Genomic DNA, 22,942 nt, shown 5'->3' with positions numbered 1-22,942 from the left:
AAGACTGATCTGATATAGACCGGATATCATCTGCAGGAGTCGTAGAATGCGGGGTTGTGCGGAACTTCTATCAGAACTTAATACATGTGACGAACATTGGCGCATCGAAGCGAAAGAAACATCCAGAACTCTGGGGAAAACCGCCTCTCAGACGATATCGGCGTTCTCTAACGAGCCCGGTATCGAGGGGGGGTATCTCCTGCTCGGTGTTTCCCGCGACCCGGCTTCCGGGAACTATAGAGTTACCGGCGTCCACGAACCCGATAAATTACAGAGAGAAGTTGCTTCACTCTGTGCCTCCGCGTTCAACCGGCCCCTGAGGCCGAATGTGCAGGTCTGCATGGTTGATGAAAAACCGGTGATCGTGGTGTACATCCCCGAAGAAGTGCCCCATAATAAGCCCATTTACATAAAAGCGCAAGGTCTGCCGCGAGGCGCCTACCGCCGCATCGGCTCGACGGCTCAGCATTGTACTGACGAGGATATCCGGATGTTCCATACGAGTGCAGAACGGAGGACGTATGACGAGTCGGTTATTCCCGGTGCGTCATTGGATGATATCGATCCGCATGCAATCGATGAATACCGGCGAGCACGACGCGCAGCCAACCCGCATGCACCGGAGTTGAACTGGAATGATGGAGACCTTCTCCTTGCCCTGAAGTGTGCGGATAAGCAAGGCGATGAGCTAATCCCCACGTTGGCCGGGGTTCTCCTCTTTGGAAGGGATATGGCAATCCGGAAGTATCTCCCGCTGATGCGTGTTGATTACATCCGCGTTCCAGGCCACAAATGGGATGGAGAGATCTCGTACGCGCTTGAGTTCCGCGAACCGCTGTTACGTATGATTCCACGGGTCATCGCAGGTGTTATGGACGATATTCCAAGGTGCGTGGCGTTCCATGAGGGGTCCATCCAGCGGCACGAAAGACCCCTTATCCCTGAGCGAGTCGTCCGCGAAGCGGTTGTGAACGCGCTGATGCACCGAAACTATCGATCTTGCGGGACGATACGGATTATCCGTTATCCGGGAAGGCTGGAGATAACGAATCCTGGACACTCACTTGTTGAGATCGGCGATGAGGGAAGTATTACCTCTGTTACCAGAAATCCGGCCATTGCAGCGGTTCTGCACGATACAAACCTGGCTGAGAACAAAGGTAGTGGAATCCGGATGATGGTACAGTTAACCCGGGAAGCCCGCCTGTCCCCGCCGGTCTTTGAATCGAATCATCAGGCCGATTATTTCCGCGCCGCATTTTCCCTTCACCATTTCTTCTCTGAGGAAGAACTCGAATGGCTCCGTGGCTTCAGCGCTGCTGACTTATCCGATGAAGAGGCGATGGCTCTCGTCTTTGTCAGGCGGAACGGGTCTATCTCGAATGAGCAGTGTCGCGATCTGATCGAACTCGATGTGGTCGGTGCAAGCAAATTGCTCGGGAAACTCCGGGATCTGGGTTTTCTTATCCAGCATCCTCATGGCGCGATGACCTTCTATACTCCAACCGGGCAGCTCGGGGTTGCCCCTGTGTGCACGACTCACCAGCGGGTGGAGGTTTCGCTGGACGAGGAGGAGACTCTGAGTGTGGATTCTGAAGCAATCCTACCGGATATTGCCGAATCAATAAGAATGCTGGGTAAAAGGAGTTCGCCACAGGAAGTCATGCGAGTTATCGTTCAGATTTGCAGCGTGCGCCCCTCCTCTGCCGGGGAGATTGCCCAATTGGTTGGGAGAAGCAAAAAATGGGTATCAGCCAGTTACTTAAAACCGATGATACATGACGGGCAATTGGAATACGTGATCCCCGGAGAGCCAAACCATCCGGAGCAGAAATACAAAGTGGGAAGAAGTGAACAGGAGATCTGAATGCAAACTCTGCAGGTTCTTCTCGCACTCCGGACACCGGAGGACTGCCGACGTGGGATGTGGGCAATAGTGCTCTTTCCACAGGGATGCAAGGGATCTGAACACCGCTTACTGATCCACCCCGGGCACCTTACTGATCCACCCCGGGCACCTTACTGATCCACCCCAAGCACCTTACTGATCCACCCCAAGCACCTTACTGATCCACCCCAAGCACCTTACTGATCCACCCCAAGCACCTTACTGATCCACCCCAAGCACCTTACTGATCCACCCCAAGCACCTTACTGATCCACCCCAAGCACCTTACAGTATAGCGTGAACAGATCGCGACCGTCAGATACGTTCCCCTGCCCATCCTGAAGAGACGGATCAAGCATCACAAAGGATTGCCGGAAGCTGTCCCGCGCCTCCTGTTTATTCGGCTACAGTAGCCGGACCGAGACCTCGCGGATGCGCTTCTCGACCCCGCCCTTCACCCAGGGGTAGACGGCGTCGTAGACGTAGGCGATCTTCAGGCGGGTAGCCTCCTGAGGAATAGGTTGTGGGGGGAGGTGGATAAGGGTATTCGTTCTGGGAACGACTGGCCGAAGGGTGCGATGGCCCGCCGGGCCGGAGTTTGAGAAACCTGAAGGGTTTTGAGTCAGGAGTTCGGGAAGACCGGAGGTCTTCGAGGGAACGACTTCCCCGAACGGCAACGAGCACTATTACTAAAGCCTGCCGTAGCGTTTATGCGCCTGCTCAATGGTCATCAGGTGAGTGATCTCGACCCGGTTCCTGTCGGTATGGATGAGATAGATCGCGGTAAATGTCCGTCCTATATGGAGGCGGAATACCTCCGTATCATCCGTATTCAGGCGCTCTTTGTCTCCCCCGCTACCGGGATAAGGATCGATCCGCAGAATAGCAAGTTTTGCCGTGATGATGCGCTGCGACTTCTCCGGCAGGCTGTGCAGGAAGTCCGCCGCCGATTGCCGGAACAGAACGGCGAACGTCACAACGGGATCTCCACGAGCTCTTCCGTCTCCTGGATCCGCTTGATATCTTCAACGAGCCGCCGCTTCTTTTCGTGCTCGATCATATCCTCTATCAGTTCCGAGAAGGTCATCCCCGGCTCCCGCATACTGGAGAGGGCAGCCCAGACCTCTTCCCTGACAATAATGCGCTTTGTGGCATTCATGGCATCTATGGTATAGATGCCACAGACAGAAAAGATTGTCGATGGAATGCCCATCCGTGATGGCTCCGCCACGGATCGGATCCACCTGCGGCCCGGAACACGACCAGAATACCCCCTCTGCCCAAACATACACATCAGCAGGGAGAATATCCGGGAGGTCGGTCGCAGATGACACGGAAGGCCGGACAGCATGATACACCTGCCGATGATACAGCGTTGCAACCGATCAGCGATACCCGCCCTCTGGAACAGGATATCGCCTTTCAGATCTTCGTGACCTGATCCGAATGGCAAAAGGCCGCGCTGCGACTGCGGTGAACGTCGAACTGGTCCTGCTGTACTGGCATATCGGCGATCGAATCGGCAGGGATATTCTCAAAGAAGAACGAGCGCCATACGGTAAGAGAATTCTTTCGACACTGTCGAAAGAATTGATAGCAGAGTACGGGCCCGGATAGTTGTGAATATGCGGCTATAATGATTACTGCTCTGGCGGTGAAACGGAGCTTGAGCACCGTCAGGTACGAAGTGCGGGTGTAGCGAGCATGAGAAACCCAAAGGGTTTCGAAATACGACGTTCCGACAGAACGGAGTTTGAGAAACCCAAAGGGTTTCGAAATACGACGTTCCGACAGAACGGAGTTTGAGAAACCCAAAGGGTTTCGAAATACGACGTTCCGACAGAACGGAGTTTGAGAAACCCAAAGGGTTTCGAAATACGACGTTTCGACAGAACGGAGTTTGAGAAACCCAAAGGGTTTCGAAATACGACGTTTCGACAGAACGGAGTTTGAGAAACCCAAAGGGTTTCGAAATACAACGTTCCGACAGGAACGGAGCGGGCACCGGTCCTGTCGGGGGGCCATTATGGCACATTTATTCACTGTGGCAAATGTGCACACCAATAAGTATCATAACGATCCACGGAGATGCATGTCTTCCGCCACAAGCGATGCCGGAAATCAGATCAAGCGCATTCCCGTGAAAGAACCCACCTGGAGGGACTTGCACGACCTCAAGGAGGCCGGAGAGAGCTATGACGAGCTGCTTGGCCGGATGATCCGGCGCGAGCGAGACTATCGCGACTGGAAGATGATCGTCGAGATCGAGGAGACCGGCGAGTTCGTAGCCTTCGACCCGGACGACCTCCTGCAGGACGACTGAGGCACCCGGGAGCAGGAGAGCGTGTTCACCGTTCTGATCGAGAGGAAGGCACGGGAGCTCTTAAAGCGTCTCCCCCCAAAAACCCGGCGCATTGTCGTCGAAAAGATCCAGGAACTCGCGGATGACCCGTTTCCGGGAGGGAACAAGGAGAAACTTGAGTATCCTCATCCCCCTGCAGTCTACCGCCTCCATATCAGCAGATCCTTCACTGTTTTTTATATCATCGAGCACCAGGAGAGCATCGTCAAGATCGAGAAGATCGTGACGAACGAGAGGGCACACAAGGAGTATTCACGCCGGTGAGGTCCCGGCCGGGGGAGAGGCGGGGTGCTGGCCGCATCCCCACCCACACTGCAGGGGGATCATGTGGGAGCACGGAGCACGAATCCCGCCTCCAGTCGTACCCATTAATTACCGGCCGCCCCCAAGATCAACCTACGACCTATGGCTCCCGCTGCACTGAAAGATCATAAAACGGCCCTCACCGCCGCCGCCCTGCTCGTCTTCATGCTCGTGGCGGTTCTCCTCCGCGCAATCCCCCACGCCGCGCTCGTCGACGGCTCGTTCACCACCCTCATCGGCACCGACGCCTGGTACAACCTCCGCCAGGTCGAGGTGATCGCGGCAAACTACCCCGGCTACGCCTGGTTCGATCCCATGACCGCCTACCCGGGGGGTAAAGAGATCGCCTGGGGGCCGCTCTTCCCGCTCATCACCGCCACCCTCTGCCTCGTCGCCGGGGCGGCCGCCCGGCCCGAGATCGTGTACGTCGCCGCGTGGGTCCCCCCGCTCCTCGCGGCCGCCGTCGTCCCGGTCGTCTACCTCACCGGAAAGACCCTCGCCGACAGGACGACCGGGCTCGTCGCCGCCGGGCTCATCGCGGTCGTCTCGGCCTCGTTCTTCGCGCGGTCGATCTTCGGGTTCGTCGATCACCACGTTGCGGAGACGCTCTTCTCCACCCTCTTCTGCCTCGCCTACATCGCCGCGCTCGCGTACGCCGCCCGGCACCCGGTAACGCTTGCGGACACAAAGACCATCCTCCCCGTCGCGCTCCTCGCCCTCGCCGCCGGGGCCGCCTACGTCCTCGGCCTCCTCGTCATGCCGACGATCATCCTCTTCGCGCTCATCGCCGGGATCTTCACGGTCATCCAGGCCGTGCGGAACCACCTCGACGGCACCGGGCCGGAGGGGCTTTTAGTCGTCAACGCCGTCACGTTCGCTCTTCCCGCAATCTTCCTGCCCATATCCGGGTTCATGGTCGACTCGATGTCGCTCTCGCTCTACTCCGTCGCCCACGTCTACGCCTACCTCCTCCTGATCGCCGTGACCGCCCTCCTCGCCGGCATCTCGCTGGCGCTCAAAGGAAAGCGGCGCGAGTACCTCGCCGCCCTTGCCGCGCTCGGAGTTGCCGGCGTTGCCTTCCTCACGCTCTCCGATATCGGGAAGACGATGGCAAACGGCCTTGCGGCGTTCTTCGGCCGCGACATGACGGCCACCGCCATCCGGGAGATGGGGGCCTGGGATCTCTCCCTCGCGTGGCAGAGCTTCAACGTCGGCCTCCTCCTCATCCCCGCCGGACTTGCCGTGCTCGCCCTCCGGGCCCGGCGCGAGAACCGGCCGGAGGTCCTCTTTACGATCGTCTGGTCGGTCGTCATCCTGATCGCGACCATCCAGCACCTGCGGTTCGAGTACTACCTCGCCGTGAACCTCGCGCTCCTCGCCGCGGTCGTCGTCGCGTGGGCGCTCGACTACGGATTCGAGAAGACGGCCGATTACCTCCGTGAGCCCGAGAGCAAAAAGAAGAAGAAAGCGCTTCCCACCGCCGAGATCGCCGCCGTCGGGATCGCCGTCCTCCTCGCCGTGATCCTCGTCGGCGCATCGGCCTCGGAAAACATCGGCTACGCGCAGAACGGCGTTCCCCGCACCATGCTCGCCGACGACTGGCGCGACGCCCTCGAGTGGATGAACGTAAACACCCCCGACCCCGGGGTCGATTACTACGCCATCTACGAGAAGGATGGCTTCGCCTATCCCGAGAACTCCTACAGCGTCATGTCCTGGTGGGACTACGGCCACTGGATCACCTTCATCGCCCAGCGGATCCCGGTCACCAATCCCTTCCAGGACAACGTCCGCAGCGCCACTGGGTTCTTCCTCGCGACGAGTGAAGAGAAGGCCGACGCGGCCGGCTCCCGCTACATCGTCACCGACGGCAGGATGGCCGCCGAGGGGTTCCCGGCCATCGCCTACTGGCACGACGCGACGACGGGAACCACGCCCTACGCAATGCCCCTCCTCGTGGCGGTGCCGGGAAGAGAGGATACCTACAGCATCGAGTCGTTCTACCGGGAGGCCTACTACGAGACGATGACGGTCCGGCTGCAGGCCTTCGACGGCACGCTCGTAGAGCCCGAGAACGCGCTCTACGTCGAGTACGACACCAGGTCGGTCCCGGAGACCGGGTATCCGCTCCTCACCGGGAGCAAAGAAATGAGCCCGGCAGAGGCGCAGGCGGCGGCCGACGCCTACACGGGACCGGGTAAGGCCGCGGTCTTCGGGAGCGATTCCGCGAGCCCGGCCGGGACCGTCCCGGCGCTCAGGCACTACCGGCTCGTCTACGAGTCCTCGCCGGACCCCGCGACGAGCGTCAAGATCTTCGAGCGCGTCGAGGGCGCCGCGATCCCGGGCGAGGGCGTCATCGAGGCCACGGTCGTCACCAACACCGGCCGGGAGTTCGTCTACCGGCAGGCAAGCGAGGACGGGACGTTCGTCGTCCCCTACTCAACGACCGGCAACCCCTACGACGTGAAGACGGTCGGAGGCTACCGGATCGGGAACAAGGAGATCACGGTGACCGAGGAGGCCGTGACGGGAGTAGCGTAGCCCCCCGGACACAGAGGAGCCGGCGGAGTGCGGTTACGTTCGTCGCGACCGCGAGGATGACGAGCGCCGGGAGGACGAAGCCCGTCACCAGCCCGGCGATGATGACCGCGATCCGCTCCGGCCGGGCGAAGAGGCCGGCCCGGCACTCGACCCCGAGCCCCTCGGCCCGGGCCCGGGCGTAACTGACCATCAGCGACCCGATAGCGGCGAAAAAAGCGGCCTCGACGCCCCAGGGCGTCCCCGCCCCCGCGTAGTAGATGACCAGCCCCCCGTAGACCGCAGCCTCGGCGTAGCGATCCAGGAACGAGTCGAAGAACGCGCCAAAAGGAGAAGCAGCGCCGGTCACCCGGGCGAGTGCCCCGTCGAGGGCGTCGAAGACGCAGGATGCGGCGACCACGAGCCCGGCGAAGAAGAACGATCCTGAAGCGCAGAGGATCCCCGCAGCCGCCATCCCGAGGAACCCGAGCAGGGTGAGGGTGTTCGGGGTCGCCCCCGTGCGGGCGATGAGGGCTGTGATTCGCGTGAGCACCCCGCTCGTCCCCGCCCGGAGGTGCTCCTCGATCACCGGCCCGTCACCCCGGAGTGATGACCCGTGACCACCGTCGGCCCTACCATGGCAGGGGATCGTCGCTCCCGGGAGATAAGGGTGTCTCTCCCGGCGGCACCATAATGATTATATCTATAATTATTGTGGGAATAATCATTGAAGTCGTCCCGAAAGTGTCCAGCGATCGAAGATCCACCTGATGTAGAGCATTCTCACGCAGATTTTCGAAGGAATTGCCATTATACAGTGTCGAATTGCTGACACGGAGTGCCGGCGCCTTTACTCCCTCTGCAGGGCACGGATATACTCGGCGAGGAACTGCTCAATGTCGCCGACATCCTCCCGGAGCAGGTCGTAAATCCTGCCGTTGTCGATATCCCAATAGATGTGGATCAACCGATTCCTGAACCAGGCCATCATCTGCAGACGTTCTCAAAGGTCCTCGTCGAAGAACCCGTGCTCCTGCATAATACGAAATGTATCGGCATAATTTTCAGGTATTTCCCATCGATTCTTCGTGATCGCATGGTTGGCGAGATCAATAGCCGCCTCGATGCCGACGATGAGGTGATACTTCGCGCTTGCAACAAGGTGAGGGTCCCCCGCAAACGCCTCCCTCGGGAGTCGACCCAGTTCCCGGAGCCTCTCACAGGCCTGCATCAGCCCCGATGACAGCGCAGTAACCTTCTCCTCATCGTAGGAGACCAAGGGCTTCCCTCCTGTAGCGCTCCCGGTGATAGGAGAAATCATGATACTCGACGAGAATCCTGCAGACAAACTCGCAGCGCGCCTCCTCATCGCGGGACACCAGGATCTCCCCGGTACGGAGGACCGTGAACGCGAACGAAAGCGGCGCCGCGGTGAGCACCCGTACATCGATAGGCACCCCGGTAACCTCCTCCAGTTCCTGTTCAAGCGCCAGTTCGTACCGGAGCGGATCGGATGATCCGGTGCTGTCGTCCGCGAGGAAAACAGCGATATCGATGTCGCGGAAGGGACCCTGCACAAAGGAGCCGTACACGTACGCGAAGAGGATCTCCTTCCTCTCCCCCAGTCGAGCGGCGAGGAGGGCACAGAGGCCCTGTTTCTCTTCCGGGGAGAGGTTCCGGGGTCTCGTCGGAGAGAGATCGGCGCCGGCGGATAAAGACCTTGTGCCGCCGGGGGAACACCGCGGCGCACTTATATCCCGGGAGCGACAAGAGTTTGATGATCATCAGGCCGAGACCATGGATGCAAACATGCGTGAAGCAGGGCGGTGGCTGCGCCAGGGGGAGAGGGATCTCGTCAGCGCGAGGAACAGCTGCCGGTCCGGCGATTTTGAATGGGCATGCTTCCAGGCACAGCAGAGTGCAGAGAAAACCCTGAAGGCCCTGCTCTATGCCCGGGGATACCGGAGGATCCTGACGCATTCTGTCTACGAACTGATCAGGGAGATCGGCGAGTACGAGCCCTCGTTCCTGGCGCTGAAGAGTGAGGCCAAGGCACTTGACGCCGCTTATATAACGACCCGATATCCGGACAGCATCGTGGGGAACCTGACACCATCGGAGTACTACGACCAGGAGGATGCCGAAGAATGCATCGAGCATGCGGATTCGATCTGCAGTGCCGCGAGAGAAGCGCTCGCCGGGTGATGGAGCAGGTCCGGGTTCTCGCCCGCGAGATCCGGGCGCGCCGGCGTGTCAGCGCCATCATCCTCTACGGGTCGTTCTCACGCGGGGACTTCCACGAGGAGAGCGACGTCGACCTGATCGTCGTCGGTGACTTCCCCGAGCGTCCCCACAAACGTGCGGCCTTCATCATCGGCCTCACCGACCTCCCGGTCGAACCGCTCTGCTACACCGACGAGGAGTTCGCCGACCTGATCCGGGAGGAGAACCCGTTCGTCCTCCAGGCACTGGCCGAAGGCACCCGGGTGTAGCCCTTCACGTGCAGACGATCTGCTCTTCTTCCGGCTCGCCTTCGAAATACTCGTGCGCCTCGAGCGCCGCCTTCGCCCCGTCGCCGGCGGCGACGATGATCTGCTTGGCCTTGACGCAGGTCGCGTCCCCGGCCGCGAAGACCCCGGGAACGCTCGTATGGCCATTTTCGTCGATATCGATCTCGCCCTGCTCGTTCAGCACCACGAGATCCTTGAGGAAGCCCGTATTCGGCGCAAGCCCGATCGCGAGGAAGAGCCCCTCCACATCGAGACCCGTCTCCTCCCCGGTCTCGCGGTCGCGGACCGTGACCCCGGTCAGGCCCGCGTCCCCGTGGAGCGCCGTCACCTCGTGGTGGGAGAAAGTCCGCACCCCCGCCTTCTTTGCCCGGTCGACGTAGACCTCGTCGCACCGGAGATCCCTCCGGGCGATCAGGGTCACCGAACTCGCGAACTTCGTCATCTCGATCGCGGTCTGGAGGGCGGCGTTTCCGCCGCCGACGACGGCAACCGGTTTATCGCGGTAGAGCGGGGCGTCGCAGATAGCGCAGACCGAGATACCCTTTCCCATCAGCCGGTCCTCACCGGGAAGCCCCAGCCGCCGGGGCTCCTTCCCGGGAGCGAGGATGAGCGTCCGGGAACGGTAGACGGTCCCCGAGGCCGTCCGGACGAGGATCGTATCGTCCTCTTTGCGAACGTCCCCGACGCTCTCGAGCTCGAGACGGACGTCGAACCCCCGGACCTGCTCCTCGAACTTCCGGACCAGTTCCTCGCCCGATATCGTCGAGAACCCCATGTAGTTCTCGATAGCCCAGCTCCAGGCCGCCTGCCCACCGATGTTCTCCGCTATGACGACGGTCTTCATGAGTTTCCGGGCGCAGTAGACCGCCGCCGTCAGCCCTGCCGGACCAGCGCCCACGATGACCGCGTCGTAGACGGTCTCCTCCAGCGCCGTCCCGAAGAGCTCCCGGAGCCTCTTTGCATCGAACCCGACGACCACCTCGTCGCCGGATACCGTGACCGGCACACCCCGTTGCCCCGAGATCTCGATCATCTCCCGGGCCGCCTCGCGGTCTTTCCCGACGTCGACGATCTCGTGTTCGATATCGTGCTTCCGGAGGAACGCCTTGACCATCCGGCAGTAGGGGCAGTTCTCCGTCGTGTAGACCTTAACGCCTGCCATGAAGGGGAATATCTCGGGGACAGTATTTAACATAGGGGGGGTGCGGCGGCACCGGCCGGAAAAAAGGATGTTACTGAATCTCGCGGAACATCCGTGCCGGAACACCGCATATCGGGCACTTGTCCGGCGCCTCGCCGATCTCGACGTTCCCGCAGACCGGACAGAGGAAGACCTTCTCCGCGTCGAGGTCCTTTCCTTCCCGGACGGCCTCGAGCGCCTGGAGGTAGAGATTCGCGTGCACCTCTTCCGCCTTCATCGCATGGGTGAAGACGATCGAGGCCTCGTTCTTGCGCTCCTCTTTCGCTTCGGCGACGAAGGCGGGGTACATCTCCATGAACTCGTAGTTCTCGCCCTCCATCGCGTCCTTCAGGTTCTCCTCGGTGCTTCCGACGGCGTTCAGGATGAAGAGGAGGCGTTTCGCGTGGACGGCTTCCGCTTCGCTTGCCGCACGGAAGAGTTTTGCCACCGCGGGATACCCCTCGGCGGCTGCCTTCTCTGCAAAGACCGAGTACTTTCTGTTCGCCTGGGACTCCCCGGCGTACGCATTCTGAGCGTTCTCATCTGTCGGCATGGATGGATCATTGCAGGACGCTCTTATAAAATCTTTCACCTTTATCTTCGGAAACCCTATGCCGCCAGAGAACCTACCCCCGGTGGATGATGGTTGCGATGTTCCAACGAACGACTGTCCGTAGGACAGGAGTTCGAGAAGACCGAAGGTCTTCGAGGAACGGAGCAGGAGCACCGGAGGTGCGGGTTGCGACTGCCGGAACGCCAGGAGTTCGAGAAGACCGAAGGTCTTCGAGGAACGGAGCAGGAGCACCGGAGGTGCGGGTTGCGACTGCCGGAACGCCAGGAGTTCGAGAAGACCGAAGGTCTTCGAATGCGACGTTCCAACGAACGACGGTCCGTAGGATGCGACGGCTCGTAGAGCCGGAGCTCGAGAAGACCGAAGGTCTTCGAATGCGATGGCCCGCAGGGTGCGACGTTCCAACGAACGACTGTCCGTAGGACGGGAGTTCGAGAAGACCGAAGGTCTTCGAGGAACGGAACATGAGAAGCCGTCAGGCTTCGATTCCGGAGCTTGAGAAACCCAACGGGTTTCGGACGGGAGCTTGAGAAACCCGAAGGGTTTCGAGTGCGACGGGCGAAGGAGGTGAAGCATGAGTGCCAGAGGTGCGAACGGAACTCGAGAAGACCAACGGTCCCCAGGCGTAACCGGCCGAAAGGTGCGGCGGATCTTTATCATCGTCCTCGCCCTGAACCTCGCCGTCGCACTCGCCAAAGTGGTCTTTGGCCTCCTTGCCGGGTCGGTGAGCATGGTCGCGGACGCGTTCCACTCGGGGTTCGACTCCCTCTCGAACGTCATCGGCATAGTCGCCCTTTACTTCGCCGGGAAACCCCCCGACCCCGAACACCCCTACGGCCACGGCAAGATCGAGACGCTCGGCACTCTGGTCATCGGGGCGATGCTCCTCCTGACCGCCGGCGGGATCCTCTATGAGGGGTACCACCGGCTTGTCGAAGCCGTCGCCCCCGAGATCACCGCGGTCACCGTCGCGGTCATGGTCGGGACGCTCGTCGTCAACCTCGCCGTCTCCACCTACGAACGACGGAAAGGCGAGGAGTACCGGAGCCAGATCCTGGTCGCCGACTCACAACACACGAAGAGTGACGTCTTCGTCTCCCTGGCCGTCCTCGGGGGGTTTCTCGCCGTCGGGCTCGGGTTCCCGCAGGCCGATCCGGTCATCGCGTTCGCCATCGGTCTCCTCATCGCGAGGATGGGGGTCAGGGTCCTCTACGACGCCGCCCGGGTTCTCACCGACACGATGAAACTCCCCTGCGACCCGGCGCTCATCGAAGCGGTGGTGATGGATACCCCGGGGGTGACCGGGTATCATGACTTCCGGTGCCGGGGGAAACCGGACGAAATCCTTGCCGACATCCACATCACCGTCGATCCGGCACTCCCGGTCTCCCGGGCGCACGAGATCTCCGACGAGGTGGAACGCCGGCTCAAAGAAGCAGTGCCGGGGCTCGCCGAGGTCGTCGTCCACATCGAGCCCGACGACTCAGCCTAGAAGCCGCCCGAGGTCGTAGCCCTTCTTGTAAGCCGCCTCCATCACCTCCGGCCGCGTCCGGATGTCCCGGATCGTGTCCATGTCGTTTCGGAGCACCTCGTCCCAGTAGGGGCAGTCGATGATCTCGCCGAACGCCCGGGCGGTCATCTTCACGCCGAGAAAGACGTTCGGGATATTCATTCCCGCGATCGAGATGAAGAGCATCTTCCTCGTTTTCCGCCGTTCCGGAGAGATAAACGACTGCCCCCGGTGGTATTTTGCCATGTAAAAGACCTGGAACCGGTCAATGAACGACTTGAGCCTGCCGGGGATGCCCATCGTCATCACCGGGGTGGCGATGATCAGGCCGTCCATCTCCCGGAACTTCCTGTAGTACTCTTCCATCCCGTCCTGGATCAGGCAGGTTTCGCTTCCCATGCACTGGAACAACTCCATGCAGGGCAGAACGTCCATGTGCGCGACCTCGACCTTCTCGACCTCGCACCCGGCCTCCTCTGCACCCCTGATAGCCTCGTCGAGGAGACGGGCGGTGTTCCCGTCGAGAACGGGGCTTCCGAGCAGCGCGACAACCTTCTTTGGCATGGTGCAGGGTTGCGCACGACCCTATTAATAGGATACGGGTATGCCCGGAGGGGAACGGCTAAATATCTTGTGAGGTAATTACCGCTCTGGTGACAATCTATGGCCGAACCAGAGACCAACAAGACAGCAAAAGCCGGTGAGAAGCCGGGCCCGGGCCGGTTCATCTGCATCGACTGCGGGCGGGAGGTCCGGATCGACAGCAGCGACGAGGATCTCGTCAAATGCCCGACCTGCGCCTGCGAGATGTACAACTGCCTCCCGATGACGCACATCAGGCCGGACATCAAGTCGCCCGAAGACGTCCTGAATCCGCCCGAGAGAAAGAAACCGGAGAACCGTTGAGGTGAGAAGAATGGTGAACGTATCGGCAAAAGGGCAGGTCTACCACTGCGAGATCTGCGGAAACGTTGTCCAGGTGCTGGAAGCCGGCGGCGGCGAACTGGTCTGCTGCGGCGAGGCGATGGTGCTCGAGGAGTGATCGGTATGGAAGAGAAGAGACTCGAAGAGAAGATCGGCAAAATTCCCGTAATCTTCAAGGAACTCAAAGAGACCGACCCCGACCTCTACGCGAGCGTCATGGGGCTCGACCAGATGATCTGGGCCGACGGCGCTCTCTCGAAGCAGACGAAGAAGGTCATCGCGATCGCGATTGCGGCCGCGCTCCGGGACGGGCACGCCGTCCGGGCGCAGATGGCCGGTGCCGGGAGCATCGGCGTATCGAAGGAGGAGATCGAGGAAGGGCTCCGGGTCGCGTTCCTGCTCGCGGGGATGCCGGCCTACGTCCACGGCAAGACCGCCCTCGAGGAGTACCTGGGCAACCGCCCGAGGAAGTGAATCATGGAACCCGAAGAACTGCTTCAGATGCCGGTTATCGGCGAGAAAGCGCCGGAATTCGACGTGCTGACAACCCACGGACGCCTGAAACTCTCGGATCTCAAGGGGAAGTGGGTCATCCTCTTCTCCCACCCGGCCGACTTCACGCCGGTCTGCACCACGGAGTTCATGGCCTTCGCCGCGATCGCCGACGAACTCAAGGAACTGGACGTCCAGCTCGTCGGCCTCTCGATCGACAGCGTCCACTCGCACCTTGCGTGGGTCAGGAACATCAAGGAGAAGATGGGCGTCGAGATCCCGTTCCCCATCATCGCCGACCTCGATATGAAGGTCGCCAAACGCTACGGGATGCTCCACCCCGGCCAGAGCACCACCTCCACGATCAGGACGGTCTTCTTCATCGACGACAAGGGTGTCATGCGGGCCATGCTCTACTACCCGATGTTCAACGGCCGATCGATGCCCGAGATTCTCCGGCTCACGAAAGCCCTCCAGACCTCAGACGAGCACGGCGTCGCGACGCCGGCGAACTGGGAGCCCGGCGCGAAGGTGATCGTCCCGGCGCCAAAGACCCCCGAAGAGATCGAGAAGCGGATGCAGGAAGGCTACGAGTGCAAAGACTGGTACCTCTGCTTCAAGGAACTCTGAAAACCCTCTTTTTTTTGCGAAAGTCAAACAATCACTCTCACTCCTCCGGTGCGGCGAGACACAAGAATTCCGGGAGCCGCCGCCTCCGGACAGACCCGGGATCGACTTCGGTGCATTAATGGTGCCGAAACCCCGAAGTTACGAGTATTCAGGATTTGCCGGGCGGCACCCGGCGTTCTTGAGGTGTCCAGGGGATGTTTGAGAAGACGCTGATTCCGGTTGCCTACGGAGAGAGGCCCGAAGAGGTGAGGAAGGCCGGAACGATCCTCAAGAGCCTCGGGGCGAGCTCGGTCTGCCTCTACCACGTGAACGAACCCGGTTCGTTCTTCCGGGGAGCCGACCTCTCGTGGCTCACGCTTCTCGCGGAGGCGCTCGAAGAGACGGGGCTCGTCGTGGAGGTAAAGACCGGGGAAGGCCACATCGCCTCGGCAATCGCGGAGACGGCCCTCCTCGAGGGTGTCGACGGCATCTACATGAAGGCGAAGCGGCGGTGGCACATCGAGACGATGCTTCTCGGGAGCGTCTCGCGGGATCTCCTCCGGCTTGCCGACGTTCCCGTATTCGTCCACAAAGTCCGGCCCCGCCTGCCCGACGACGGGGCGGACCCCGCCCAGAGTGACCTCAACGTCCTCTACGCGACCGACCTCGACGAGACGTCCGCCCGCCCGCTCCCCTACGTGATGGAGTTCGCGGGAGCCTGGTGCCACGTCCTCCATGTCAGGGGGAGGATGGCCGATCCGCTGGCGGAGCGGGTTCGGCGGGAGGCCGTCGACAGAGAACTCGGCACGGTGGCGGAAGAACTCCGCCCGTACTTCGGGCGCGTCACCGTCGAGCAGCGGATCGGAGACCCCGCCGCGCAGGTACTGTATGTCTCCGATCAGATCGAGGCCGACGTCGTCGTCGTCGGGAGGAAGAGCGCGGCGTTTCTCTCCGCCCCGATGGGGTACACGGCGGAGCGGATCGTGACCGGGTCGAGGGCTTCGATATTCCTCGTGCCGCAACCGGGGAGCCGCAATGCTTCGTGAGTATCTCAGGAGGGAGGCGGTCTTCCTCTTCTCCGCCGGGATCATCCTCTTCTTCATCGGGTTCGGGGTCGCGAGGCCCGACCTCCTTGATTCGGCCTCGTCCGCGGTCCACGCCGCAATCCTCGACAACTTCAGCTGGCTCTACCTCATCTCGGTCTTCTTCTTCCTCGTCTTCGCGCTCGCACTCGCGCTCTCGCGCTACGGGACGATCAAACTCGGCTATGACGCAGAACGGCCGCAATACGGATTCTTCGGCTGGATCGCGATGCTCTTTGCCGCCGGGATGGGGATCGGGCTCCTCTTCTGGGGAGTCTCCGAACCGCTCGTCCACTTCCTCCAGCCGCCCCCCTTCATCGACGCCGCATCCCCCGACGCCGCCTCGTTCGCCATGCGCTACGCGTTCTTCCACTGGGGGATTCACCCGTGGGCGATCTACACCATCGTCAGCCTTTCTATTGCGTATTTCTCGTTCCGGCGCGGGATGCCCGCCCTGATCAGCTCCTGCTTCTACCCGGTTCTCGGCGAGCGGATCTACGGCGCCGCCGGGAAGACGGTGGACGTGCTCGCGGTCTTTGCGACGGTCTTCGGGACCGCGACGTCGCTCGGGTTCGGCGCCCTCCAGATCCACAGCGGGCTCACCCATCTCTACGGGCTCTCGTCCGCGATCTCCGTCACCATCGGGATCATCCTCATCGCGACGGCGCTCTTCATGGCGTCCGCGATCATCGGGGTGGAGAAAGGCGTCCAGGTCCTCTCGAAATTCAACATCGTCCTGGCGACGGTGCTTCTCTTCCTCGTCCTCGCCCTCGGATCGCCGCCTTACGTCCTCAACGTCTTCGCCTCCACCCTCGGCGGCTACATCAACAACATCATCGACCTGAGCCTCCAGTCCTACCCGTTCGCGGGGTTCGAGTGGAGCAGGGACTGGACGGTCTTTTACTGGGCATGGTGGATCTCGTGGTCGCCGTTCGTGGGGCTCTTCATCGCCCGGATATCACGGGGCCGGACGATCCGGGAGTTCGTCCTGACCGTCCTCACGGTTCCTACCCTCTTCACCTTCGTCTGGTTCACGATCTTCGGGGGATCGGCGCTGCACCTCGAACTCGAAGAGGGAGCGGGCATCGCCGCCGTCGCGGGAGAGGACGTCTCGCTCGCCCTCTTCGCGTTCCTCGAGCACTACCCGTTCGCAGGAATCCTCTCGCTCGCCGCGATACTTCTCCTGATCGTCTTCTTCATCACCTCGGCGGACTCCGCGACGGTCGTCCTCGGCTCGCTCACATCGGGCGGGGGCCTGGTCGTCCCGAACTACAAGAAGGTCGTCTGGGGACTCTCCCTCTCCGCCGTCGCGATCGTCCTCCTCCTCACCGGGGGGCTTGACGCTCTCCAGGTGATGGCGATCACCGCGGCGTTCCCGTTCATGCTCGTGATGATCGGCCTCTGCTACACGCTCGCGATCGGGCTGTCGCAGGAGAAGGTGCAGTGAAACAAATCCCGGCACGTTTTTTGCCTCCGCCGGGACAACACATCATATATGACCATAGACGTCCTCGCGTTTGCGGCCTCGCCCCGCCGTCACGGCAACTCCGAGACCCTCCTCGACTGGGTGCTCGCGGCGATGGAGGCCGAAGGGGCCGCGGTCGAGAAGATCGTCGTCGCCGAGGCCGACATCCGGCCCTGCCGCGGGTGCAACATCTGCGAGACGCTCAACCGGTGCGTCCAGCACGACTACATGGACTACGTCCACGACCGGATCGTCGCGGCCGACTGCATCATCCTCGCCTCGCCCATCTACTGCATGGGGCTTGCCGCGCAGGCGAAGGCGCTGGTCGACCGGGCGCAGGTCTTCCGCTCCCGGAAGTACGTCCTCCACCTCCCGGTCGTCCCGCCGGAGCGGAAAGGAAAACGGATGGGCATCTTCCTCTCGACCGCCGGGCAGAACTGGGATTACGTCTTCGATGCGGCAATTCCGTCGGTGAAGTGCTTCTTTCACGTCGTCGATATCAAAAACAAAGATCTCCGGTACCTGATGGTGAACGGGGTCGACGAGAAGGGCGCGATTGAGCGCCATCCGACCGCGAAGGCCGACGCGGAGAGCCTGGCACGGGAGGTTGTTGCGCACCTGCGGGAGGTCGGGGCGGCATGACCGTAAACGTCCTCGGCATCTCCGGCAGCCCACGGCGGCACGGGAACACCGAGACGCTGCTCGACGCCGTGCTCGAGGGTGCCCGCGAGGCGGGGGCAGAGGTCGAGAAGATCGTTCTGCGGCCGCTCGAGTACGCCTCGTGCCAGGGGTGCAACGTCTGTCACCGTACCGGGGTCTGCGTCCTCAAAGACGATCTCACGGAGGTCTTTGAGAAGATTGAGAATGCCGATGTCATTGTCCTTGCTTCCCCCATCTATTCGATGGGGATCACGGCGGAGGCGAAGGGACTGATCGACCGCGCCCAGTACCTCTGGGCGCGCAAGTTCATCCTGAAGAATCTCTACTACGCTCCCGACCACACCCGCCGCCACAAGGGGATATTCGTCTCGACCGCGGGGCTCGGGTGGGAGAACGTCTTCGATGCGGCGTTCCCGGCAATCACCGCCTTCTTCAACACCACCGGGTTCGAGTACTGGGACAACGTCATCGCAAACGATCTCGACCGCTACGGCGGGATCACGAGGCACCCTACAGCGCTCACGGAGGCACGGGAGAAAGGGCGTGACGTGGTCAACCTTCTTGCCGGCCAGCAAGAACCGGAGGATGCGAAACCCTGACTCCTGTTTTCCCCGTGCGGCGGCCGGGCAAAGAATGTTTCCCCGGCACCAGCCCCGGGCACGATACCCCGCTCCGCCACGGCCGCACGGATTAATATTTTTTCCCCCTATCCAGCAACCGGAACAGATTAATACGTTTTGACAATCTTCATATTCAATACCAGCCCGCAAGATGCATCTTGGGGCAGCAGGAGAAACCGAGCGTGGCCCCCGTCGACCCTCCGGAGCGTCTGCACGGCGCGCAGCCGGATTACCGGGTACTGGAGAGTATGGAAGACGCGGTCCTGGTGCTCGATGAGGACGCCCGCATAATCTGGGCGAATACGGCCTCCCGCCGGATGCTCGGTGTGCATGAGAGCGAACCCGGGCAGGCGGGGTCGGTGAGCGATCTTGCCGACAAAATTCTTGCGACACCCGGAAACGGGACTCTGGAGTTCGAGTGCCGGCTCAGGAATCCGGGCGGTGGAGAACGGGGGTACCACTGCTCGGGGTGGAGAACGCCGTCCGGGAAGAACTGGGTGCTCCGGCTCCGGGAAGCCCCTGAGACCGGGGATTACGAGGCGATCGTCGAGTACACCGGGACGGCGACGATCCTCATCGAAGGCGACGGCACTATCTCAGTGGCGAACACCGAGTTCGAGCGGCTCTCCGGGTATCCGCGGCAGGATGTCACCGGAGTAAAGCGTTTGGCCGATTTCATCGCCCCGGGGGAAGAATGCCGGCAGATCATGGAGTACCACAACCTCCGCCGGAAGGATCCCGCAGCCGCGCCGAAGAACTACTCCTTCACGTTCATCGACCGCGCCGGCACCCTTCACGCCGTCGAGGCCACCATCGGCCTGATCCCGGGGACGGCCCGCTCGGTGATGTCGCTCCTCGACGTGACCGAGCGGAATCGCGCGGAGCAGGCGCTCCGGGAGAGCGAAGAACGGCTGAACCTGGCACTCCCGGCGGCAGGGGACGGACTGGTCGACTGGGACGTCGGCACCGGCACGATCTACTACAGCCCGCGGACCTTCACGATGCTCGGCTACGAACCCGGGGCGTTCGTGCCCACGCTCCCCGCGATCCTCGCACTCGTCCACCCGGAGGACCGCGATCGCGTTGGGGCGGCCCTCGCCGGGATGGCCGCAGGAGTTCGCGACCGCTGCGAGATGGAGTTCCGGATGAAGTCCGCATCGGGAGAATGGGTCTACGTGCTCGACCGGCTCCGGGTGGTCGAGCGCGATGCCCGCGGGACGCCGATCCGGATCGCGGGGACACATGCCGACATCACGGAACGGAAACGCACGGAGCGAGAACTCCTGATCAGGAGGGTGTCGCTTGAGTCGTCGTTTGCCGCGATCGCCATCGCGGACCTCGACGGCTATATCACGCACGTCAACCGGGCGCTGCTGGAGATGGGGGGGCTGACCGACCCGGGGGAGGTTATCGGCCGGCACCTCACGGAGTTCTGGGTAGAGCCGGCCAAGGTCGAGAGGGCGCTTGCGACGTTTACGGAGCAGGGCAAATGTACCGGGAAACTGGTCGGCAGAAAGGCCGACGGGACGGAATTTACCGCTCACGTTACCGCAACCATCCTCAAGGACGATTCCGGAACCCCGATCTGCATCATGGCCACCGCCGTCGATATCAGCGAGGAGACACGCATGGCAGAGGCGCTCCGGGAGAACAAGGAGCGTTACCGGATGCTTACGGAGTTTGCACCGGACGTCATCTTCCTCGTAGGCATGGACGGGGATATCCTATTCGTAAACGGTGCCGGCGGCCGCCTGGTCGGCGCAGACCCGGAGAGCCTGCAGGGAAAGAACATCAGGGAACTGTTTCCGCCCGATCTCGTTGAAGGGTGGCTTCCGGTGCTCCGGGCTGTAGCGGAGTCTCCAGGGAAGATCTTCACCGCAGAGGGGCAGATCCCGGGTGATGGCGGGGAGGTGTGGCTTGAGACGCGCCTCACCCCGATGCCGGGAAGCGACGGCACCGTCCGAAACCTGCTCGGGATCAGCCGCGATGTCACCGAACGGAAACGGACGGAAGGGCAACTCAGGTTCCAGTCCCAGGTGCTCTCGCAGGTGGAGGACGCCGTGGTCGCGGCCGACGCAGAGGGACGGATCACCTACATGAACCGGGCAGCAGAAAGGCTCTACGACGTTCCTTCCGGTGAGGCTCTCGGTCGGCACGCCTCGGAACTCTTCACCACCGAGTGGGTCCGCCCGGACGACGAAGAGGCGGCGAAAAACGCTCTCAGATCGTCAGGAACCTGGCGCGGCGTCGTCAGCCACTACAAGAGGGGCGGCGAAATCATATTCGTCGACGAGACGCTCAGCACCTTACACGACGATTTCGGGCGGGTTACCGGGACGCTCTATTCCCTCCGCGATGTGACCAGGCAGCGGCAGGCCGAACTCGAGCTGCGGATCAAGGATATGGCGATAGCGTCGGCGCTCGAAGGCATCTCTCTCTCCGACCACGACGGTAAGATCATCTACGCCAACCGCGCCTCTCTCGCCATACACGGGTGGGAGGAGGAGGAGATCGTCGGGCAGCACGTCTCGGTGCTCTGGGGAGATCCGGGGGAGATGAGCCGGATCAGAGAGGAACTCGTCCGGAACGGCGCCTGGTCGGGCGAGGTGAAATCACGACGAAAAGACGGAACGGCCTTCCCCATGCAGCTCTCCCTCACCGTCGTCACCGATGAAGCGGGCAGGCGGATCTGCACGATGGGTTCGGGGATCGACATCACCGAACGCAAGCGGGCCGAGCAGGAACTCCGGATCCGGGATATGGCGATAGCGTCGTCGCCGAGCGCGTTCACCGTCGCCGGCCTCGACGGCCGCCTGACCTATGTCAACCAGGCGTTTCTCACCATGTGGGGCTACGGCTCCCCCGCCGAGGCGATCGGGAAGCCGGTCACGGAACTCTGGCAGAACGAGGAGGAGGCCCGGAACACGTTTGTGAAAGTTGCCCGCACCGGCGGGTATACCGGCGAGCGGATCGGCAGAAGGCAGGACGGCACGGTGTTTTATGTCATGTTCTCCGGGACTCTGGTCAGGGACAGCGATGGGGTTCCCCTCTGTATCACGGCTTCGTTCACCGATATCACCAGCCAGAAAGAGGCCGAAGCCGAGATCCAGGCCCATAATCGCGAGCTCTCGGTCTTAAACCGGATCATCGGCGTATCGGCGTCCGCAACGGACATCGAGGAGGCGCTGGAGAGGGTGCTCGGGGCAACCCTCGACCTTCTCAATCTTTCAGGCGGAGGCATCTACCTGATCGAGCCGGGGAGGCAGAGTGCGCGGCTCGTCTGCACGCAGCGCCTCCCGGAGGGCTTTCCTGCGCACCCATGCATCCCGGATATCACCCTCGCGCCCTACGCAACGGTGCTGGTTGCAGGAGAGACCCTCTTTCCCGACGAGTGCACCGAGGAAAGCGGCGAGACGCCGCACACCTACGCCAGCATCCCGATTATAGCGCACGGCAGGATAATCGGGGCCCTGAATGTGGCCTCCCGGGATGACAGGCGGTTCAGCGACGCCGACCGATCTCTTCTTACAGCCATCGGGAGGGAGATCGGTAATTCCGTCGAGCGCACCATACTGATCCGGCAGCTGGAGATGGCCGAACGGGAGGCGAACCTCTACCTGGACATCCTCAGCCACGACATCAGGAACGCCGAGAACGTCTCGGGCCTCTACACCGATCTCCTCGTCGATATGCTCGAGGGGGAGGGAAGAGGCTACGCACAGAAACTCCAGAGCAGTATCCGCAAAAGCATCGAGATCCTGCGGAACGTCTCGACCATCCGCCGGATCCACAAGGAATCGACCGTGCTCGTTCCGGTAGACCTTGATCGGGTGATCCGGGACGAGATCGCGATCTTCTCCGGGAGCCGGATCCGTTACGGCGCCACGAATCTTGCGGTCATGGCCGACGCGCTCCTTCCCGAAGTCTTCACGAACCTCATCGGCAACAGCATCAAGTTCGGGGGGGCGGAGGTCGAGATCACCGTCCGGGTGGAGGAGAACGACGACGAGGTCGTGGTCTCTGTCGAGGATACCGGGCCGGGGATACCTGATGCGATGAAAGATGCCATATTCATGCGGTTCGGGCAGAGCAGACAGCGCAAAAGCGGCCAGGGCCTCGGGCTCTACATCACCCGGATGCTTGTATCGCGCTACGGCGGCCGTATCCGGGTCGACGACCGGGTGCCGGGCCGTCCGGAGTGCGGCGCGGCGTTCCGGTTCTCGCTGAAACGGGCCTGAAAAAAGGGGCA

General features: G+C 61.8%; 25 protein-coding genes and 1 pseudogene. 17 read left to right on the top strand and 9 right to left on the bottom strand.

Annotated features, from left to right (window positions below; all coding sequences use genetic code 11):
• The first annotated feature begins 46 nt into the window (after window positions 1–46).
• On the top strand, window positions 47–1,867 hold the full coding sequence (locus MEMAR_RS00870; protein WP_011843037.1) for an ATP-binding protein: 1,821 nt from the start codon (window positions 47–49) through the stop codon (window positions 1,865–1,867).
• Window positions 1,868–2,292: 425 nt separating this feature from the next.
• On the opposite strand, the gene MEMAR_RS12585 is transcribed toward MEMAR_RS00870, so the two are convergent.
• Genes MEMAR_RS12585 through MEMAR_RS00860 form a run of 3 tightly spaced genes read right to left on the bottom strand, consistent with a single transcriptional unit; the run spans window position 2,293 to window position 3,047 of the window.
• Window positions 2,293–2,565, bottom strand: coding sequence for a hypothetical protein (locus MEMAR_RS12585; protein ID WP_011843036.1), 273 nt, complete (start codon window positions 2,563–2,565; stop codon window positions 2,293–2,295).
• 12 nt (window positions 2,566–2,577) lie between these two features.
• Entirely contained in the window at window positions 2,578–2,865 is a 288-nt protein-coding gene (locus MEMAR_RS00865; RefSeq protein ID WP_011843035.1) for a hypothetical protein, read from the bottom strand.
• Window positions 2,862–3,047 carry an antitoxin VapB family protein gene (locus tag MEMAR_RS00860; RefSeq protein WP_011843034.1) on the bottom strand — a complete coding sequence of 62 codons (186 nt, stop codon included), beginning with the start codon at window positions 3,045–3,047 and terminating at the stop codon, window positions 2,862–2,864. Before MEMAR_RS00860 ends, MEMAR_RS00865 begins: the two co-directional genes overlap by 4 nt.
• 278 nt (window positions 3,048–3,325) lie before the next feature.
• Between MEMAR_RS00860 and MEMAR_RS12580 the strand changes: the two genes are divergently transcribed.
• The 4 genes from MEMAR_RS12580 to MEMAR_RS00845 all read left to right on the top strand — a co-directional run bounded on the left by MEMAR_RS12580 (window position 3,326) and on the right by MEMAR_RS00845 (window position 7,094).
• Window positions 3,326–3,505: a DUF1016 N-terminal domain-containing protein gene (locus MEMAR_RS12580; protein ID WP_319638635.1), complete on the top strand. Its 180-nt coding sequence runs from the start codon at window positions 3,326–3,328 to the stop codon at window positions 3,503–3,505.
• Window positions 3,506–3,980: 475 nt separating this feature from the next.
• Entirely contained in the window at window positions 3,981–4,211 is a 231-nt protein-coding gene (locus MEMAR_RS00855; RefSeq protein ID WP_011843032.1) for a hypothetical protein, read from the top strand.
• 21 nt (window positions 4,212–4,232) lie between these two features.
• Complete coding sequence (locus MEMAR_RS00850; protein WP_011843031.1) at window positions 4,233–4,514, top strand: type II toxin-antitoxin system RelE family toxin; 282 nt, start codon at window positions 4,233–4,235, stop codon at window positions 4,512–4,514.
• 141 nt (window positions 4,515–4,655) lie between these two features.
• Window positions 4,656–7,094 carry an oligosaccharyl transferase, archaeosortase A system-associated gene (locus MEMAR_RS00845; RefSeq protein WP_011843030.1) on the top strand — a complete coding sequence of 813 codons (2,439 nt, stop codon included), beginning with the start codon at window positions 4,656–4,658 and terminating at the stop codon, window positions 7,092–7,094.
• On the opposite strand, the gene MEMAR_RS00840 is transcribed toward MEMAR_RS00845, so the two are convergent.
• The 3 genes and pseudogenes from MEMAR_RS00840 to mntA form a co-directional block, all read right to left on the bottom strand.
• Entirely contained in the window at window positions 7,057–7,659 is a 603-nt protein-coding gene (locus MEMAR_RS00840; protein ID WP_011843029.1) for a CDP-alcohol phosphatidyltransferase family protein, read from the bottom strand. The genes MEMAR_RS00845 and MEMAR_RS00840 overlap by 38 nt on opposite strands.
• Before the next feature lie 261 nt (window positions 7,660–7,920).
• Window positions 7,921–8,301: pseudogene (gene hepT / locus MEMAR_RS13270) on the bottom strand (type VII toxin-antitoxin system HepT family RNase toxin).
• Between the two features lie 31 nt (window positions 8,302–8,332).
• Entirely contained in the window at window positions 8,333–8,695 is a 363-nt protein-coding gene (gene mntA / locus MEMAR_RS12855; RefSeq protein ID WP_048063706.1) for a type VII toxin-antitoxin system MntA family adenylyltransferase antitoxin, read from the bottom strand.
• A 172-nt stretch (window positions 8,696–8,867) separates the two neighbouring features.
• On the opposite strand from mntA, the gene MEMAR_RS00825 reads away from it, so the two are divergent.
• The gene (locus tag MEMAR_RS00825; RefSeq protein WP_011843027.1) at window positions 8,868–9,275 is read left to right on the top strand and encodes a HEPN domain-containing protein; all 408 of its coding nucleotides are present in this window, start codon (window positions 8,868–8,870) and stop codon (window positions 9,273–9,275) included.
• Window positions 9,275–9,562 carry a nucleotidyltransferase domain-containing protein gene (locus MEMAR_RS00820; protein ID WP_011843026.1) on the top strand — a complete coding sequence of 96 codons (288 nt, stop codon included), beginning with the start codon at window positions 9,275–9,277 and terminating at the stop codon, window positions 9,560–9,562. Before MEMAR_RS00825 ends, MEMAR_RS00820 begins: the two co-directional genes overlap by 1 nt.
• 4 nt (window positions 9,563–9,566) lie before the next feature.
• On the opposite strand, the gene MEMAR_RS00815 is transcribed toward MEMAR_RS00820, so the two are convergent.
• Window positions 9,567–10,742 (bottom strand): FAD-dependent oxidoreductase, encoded by a 1,176-nt coding sequence (locus MEMAR_RS00815; protein WP_048063894.1) that lies wholly within the window; start codon window positions 10,740–10,742, stop codon window positions 9,567–9,569.
• Window positions 10,743–10,812: 70 nt separating this feature from the next.
• Window positions 10,813–11,313, bottom strand: coding sequence for a rubrerythrin family protein (locus MEMAR_RS00810; protein ID WP_011843024.1), 501 nt, complete (start codon window positions 11,311–11,313; stop codon window positions 10,813–10,815).
• Window positions 11,314–11,971: 658 nt separating this feature from the next.
• Here MEMAR_RS00810 and MEMAR_RS00805 point away from each other — a divergent pair.
• Window positions 11,972–12,823 carry a cation diffusion facilitator family transporter gene (locus MEMAR_RS00805; RefSeq protein ID WP_245526622.1) on the top strand — a complete coding sequence of 284 codons (852 nt, stop codon included), beginning with the start codon at window positions 11,972–11,974 and terminating at the stop codon, window positions 12,821–12,823.
• Here MEMAR_RS00805 and MEMAR_RS00800 read toward each other — a convergent pair.
• Entirely contained in the window at window positions 12,815–13,405 is a 591-nt protein-coding gene (locus MEMAR_RS00800; RefSeq protein ID WP_011843022.1) for a flavodoxin family protein, read from the bottom strand. The genes MEMAR_RS00805 and MEMAR_RS00800 overlap by 9 nt on opposite strands.
• Window positions 13,406–13,504: 99 nt before the next feature.
• On the opposite strand from MEMAR_RS00800, the gene MEMAR_RS00795 reads away from it, so the two are divergent.
• The 9 genes from MEMAR_RS00795 to MEMAR_RS00755 all read left to right on the top strand — a co-directional run bounded on the left by MEMAR_RS00795 (window position 13,505) and on the right by MEMAR_RS00755 (window position 22,931).
• Complete coding sequence (locus MEMAR_RS00795; RefSeq protein ID WP_011843021.1) at window positions 13,505–13,747, top strand: zinc ribbon-containing protein; 243 nt, start codon at window positions 13,505–13,507, stop codon at window positions 13,745–13,747.
• A gap of 10 nt (window positions 13,748–13,757) precedes the next feature.
• A complete protein-coding gene (locus MEMAR_RS00790; RefSeq protein ID WP_011843020.1) occupies window positions 13,758–13,883 on the top strand; it encodes a desulfoferrodoxin FeS4 iron-binding domain-containing protein in 126 nt (41 codons plus the stop codon).
• Between the two features lie 5 nt (window positions 13,884–13,888).
• Window positions 13,889–14,239, top strand: a complete 351-nt coding sequence (locus MEMAR_RS00785; protein WP_011843019.1) for a carboxymuconolactone decarboxylase family protein — start codon at window positions 13,889–13,891, stop codon at window positions 14,237–14,239.
• Between the two features lie 3 nt (window positions 14,240–14,242).
• Entirely contained in the window at window positions 14,243–14,887 is a 645-nt protein-coding gene (locus MEMAR_RS00780; RefSeq protein ID WP_011843018.1) for a peroxiredoxin, read from the top strand.
• A gap of 194 nt (window positions 14,888–15,081) precedes the next feature.
• Window positions 15,082–15,912 (top strand): universal stress protein, encoded by an 831-nt coding sequence (locus tag MEMAR_RS00775; protein ID WP_011843017.1) that lies wholly within the window; start codon window positions 15,082–15,084, stop codon window positions 15,910–15,912.
• Window positions 15,902–17,395 (top strand): BCCT family transporter, encoded by a 1,494-nt coding sequence (locus MEMAR_RS00770; RefSeq protein ID WP_011843016.1) that lies wholly within the window; start codon window positions 15,902–15,904, stop codon window positions 17,393–17,395. Before MEMAR_RS00775 ends, MEMAR_RS00770 begins: the two co-directional genes overlap by 11 nt.
• A 48-nt stretch (window positions 17,396–17,443) precedes the next feature.
• Window positions 17,444–18,055, top strand: coding sequence for a flavodoxin family protein (locus MEMAR_RS00765; RefSeq protein WP_011843015.1), 612 nt, complete (start codon window positions 17,444–17,446; stop codon window positions 18,053–18,055).
• Window positions 18,052–18,672 (top strand): flavodoxin family protein, encoded by a 621-nt coding sequence (locus tag MEMAR_RS00760; RefSeq protein WP_011843014.1) that lies wholly within the window; start codon window positions 18,052–18,054, stop codon window positions 18,670–18,672. Before MEMAR_RS00765 ends, MEMAR_RS00760 begins: the two co-directional genes overlap by 4 nt.
• A gap of 203 nt (window positions 18,673–18,875) precedes the next feature.
• Window positions 18,876–22,931 (top strand): sensor histidine kinase, encoded by a 4,056-nt coding sequence (locus MEMAR_RS00755; protein WP_048063893.1) that lies wholly within the window; start codon window positions 18,876–18,878, stop codon window positions 22,929–22,931.
• The last annotated feature ends 11 nt before the right edge of the window (window positions 22,932–22,942 follow it).

Source organism: Methanoculleus marisnigri JR1, from assembly GCF_000015825.1.
In the GTDB taxonomy this organism is placed as follows: domain Archaea; phylum Halobacteriota; class Methanomicrobia; order Methanomicrobiales; family Methanoculleaceae; genus Methanoculleus; species Methanoculleus marisnigri.
This window is presented reverse-complemented; position numbering and strand designations above follow the sequence as displayed.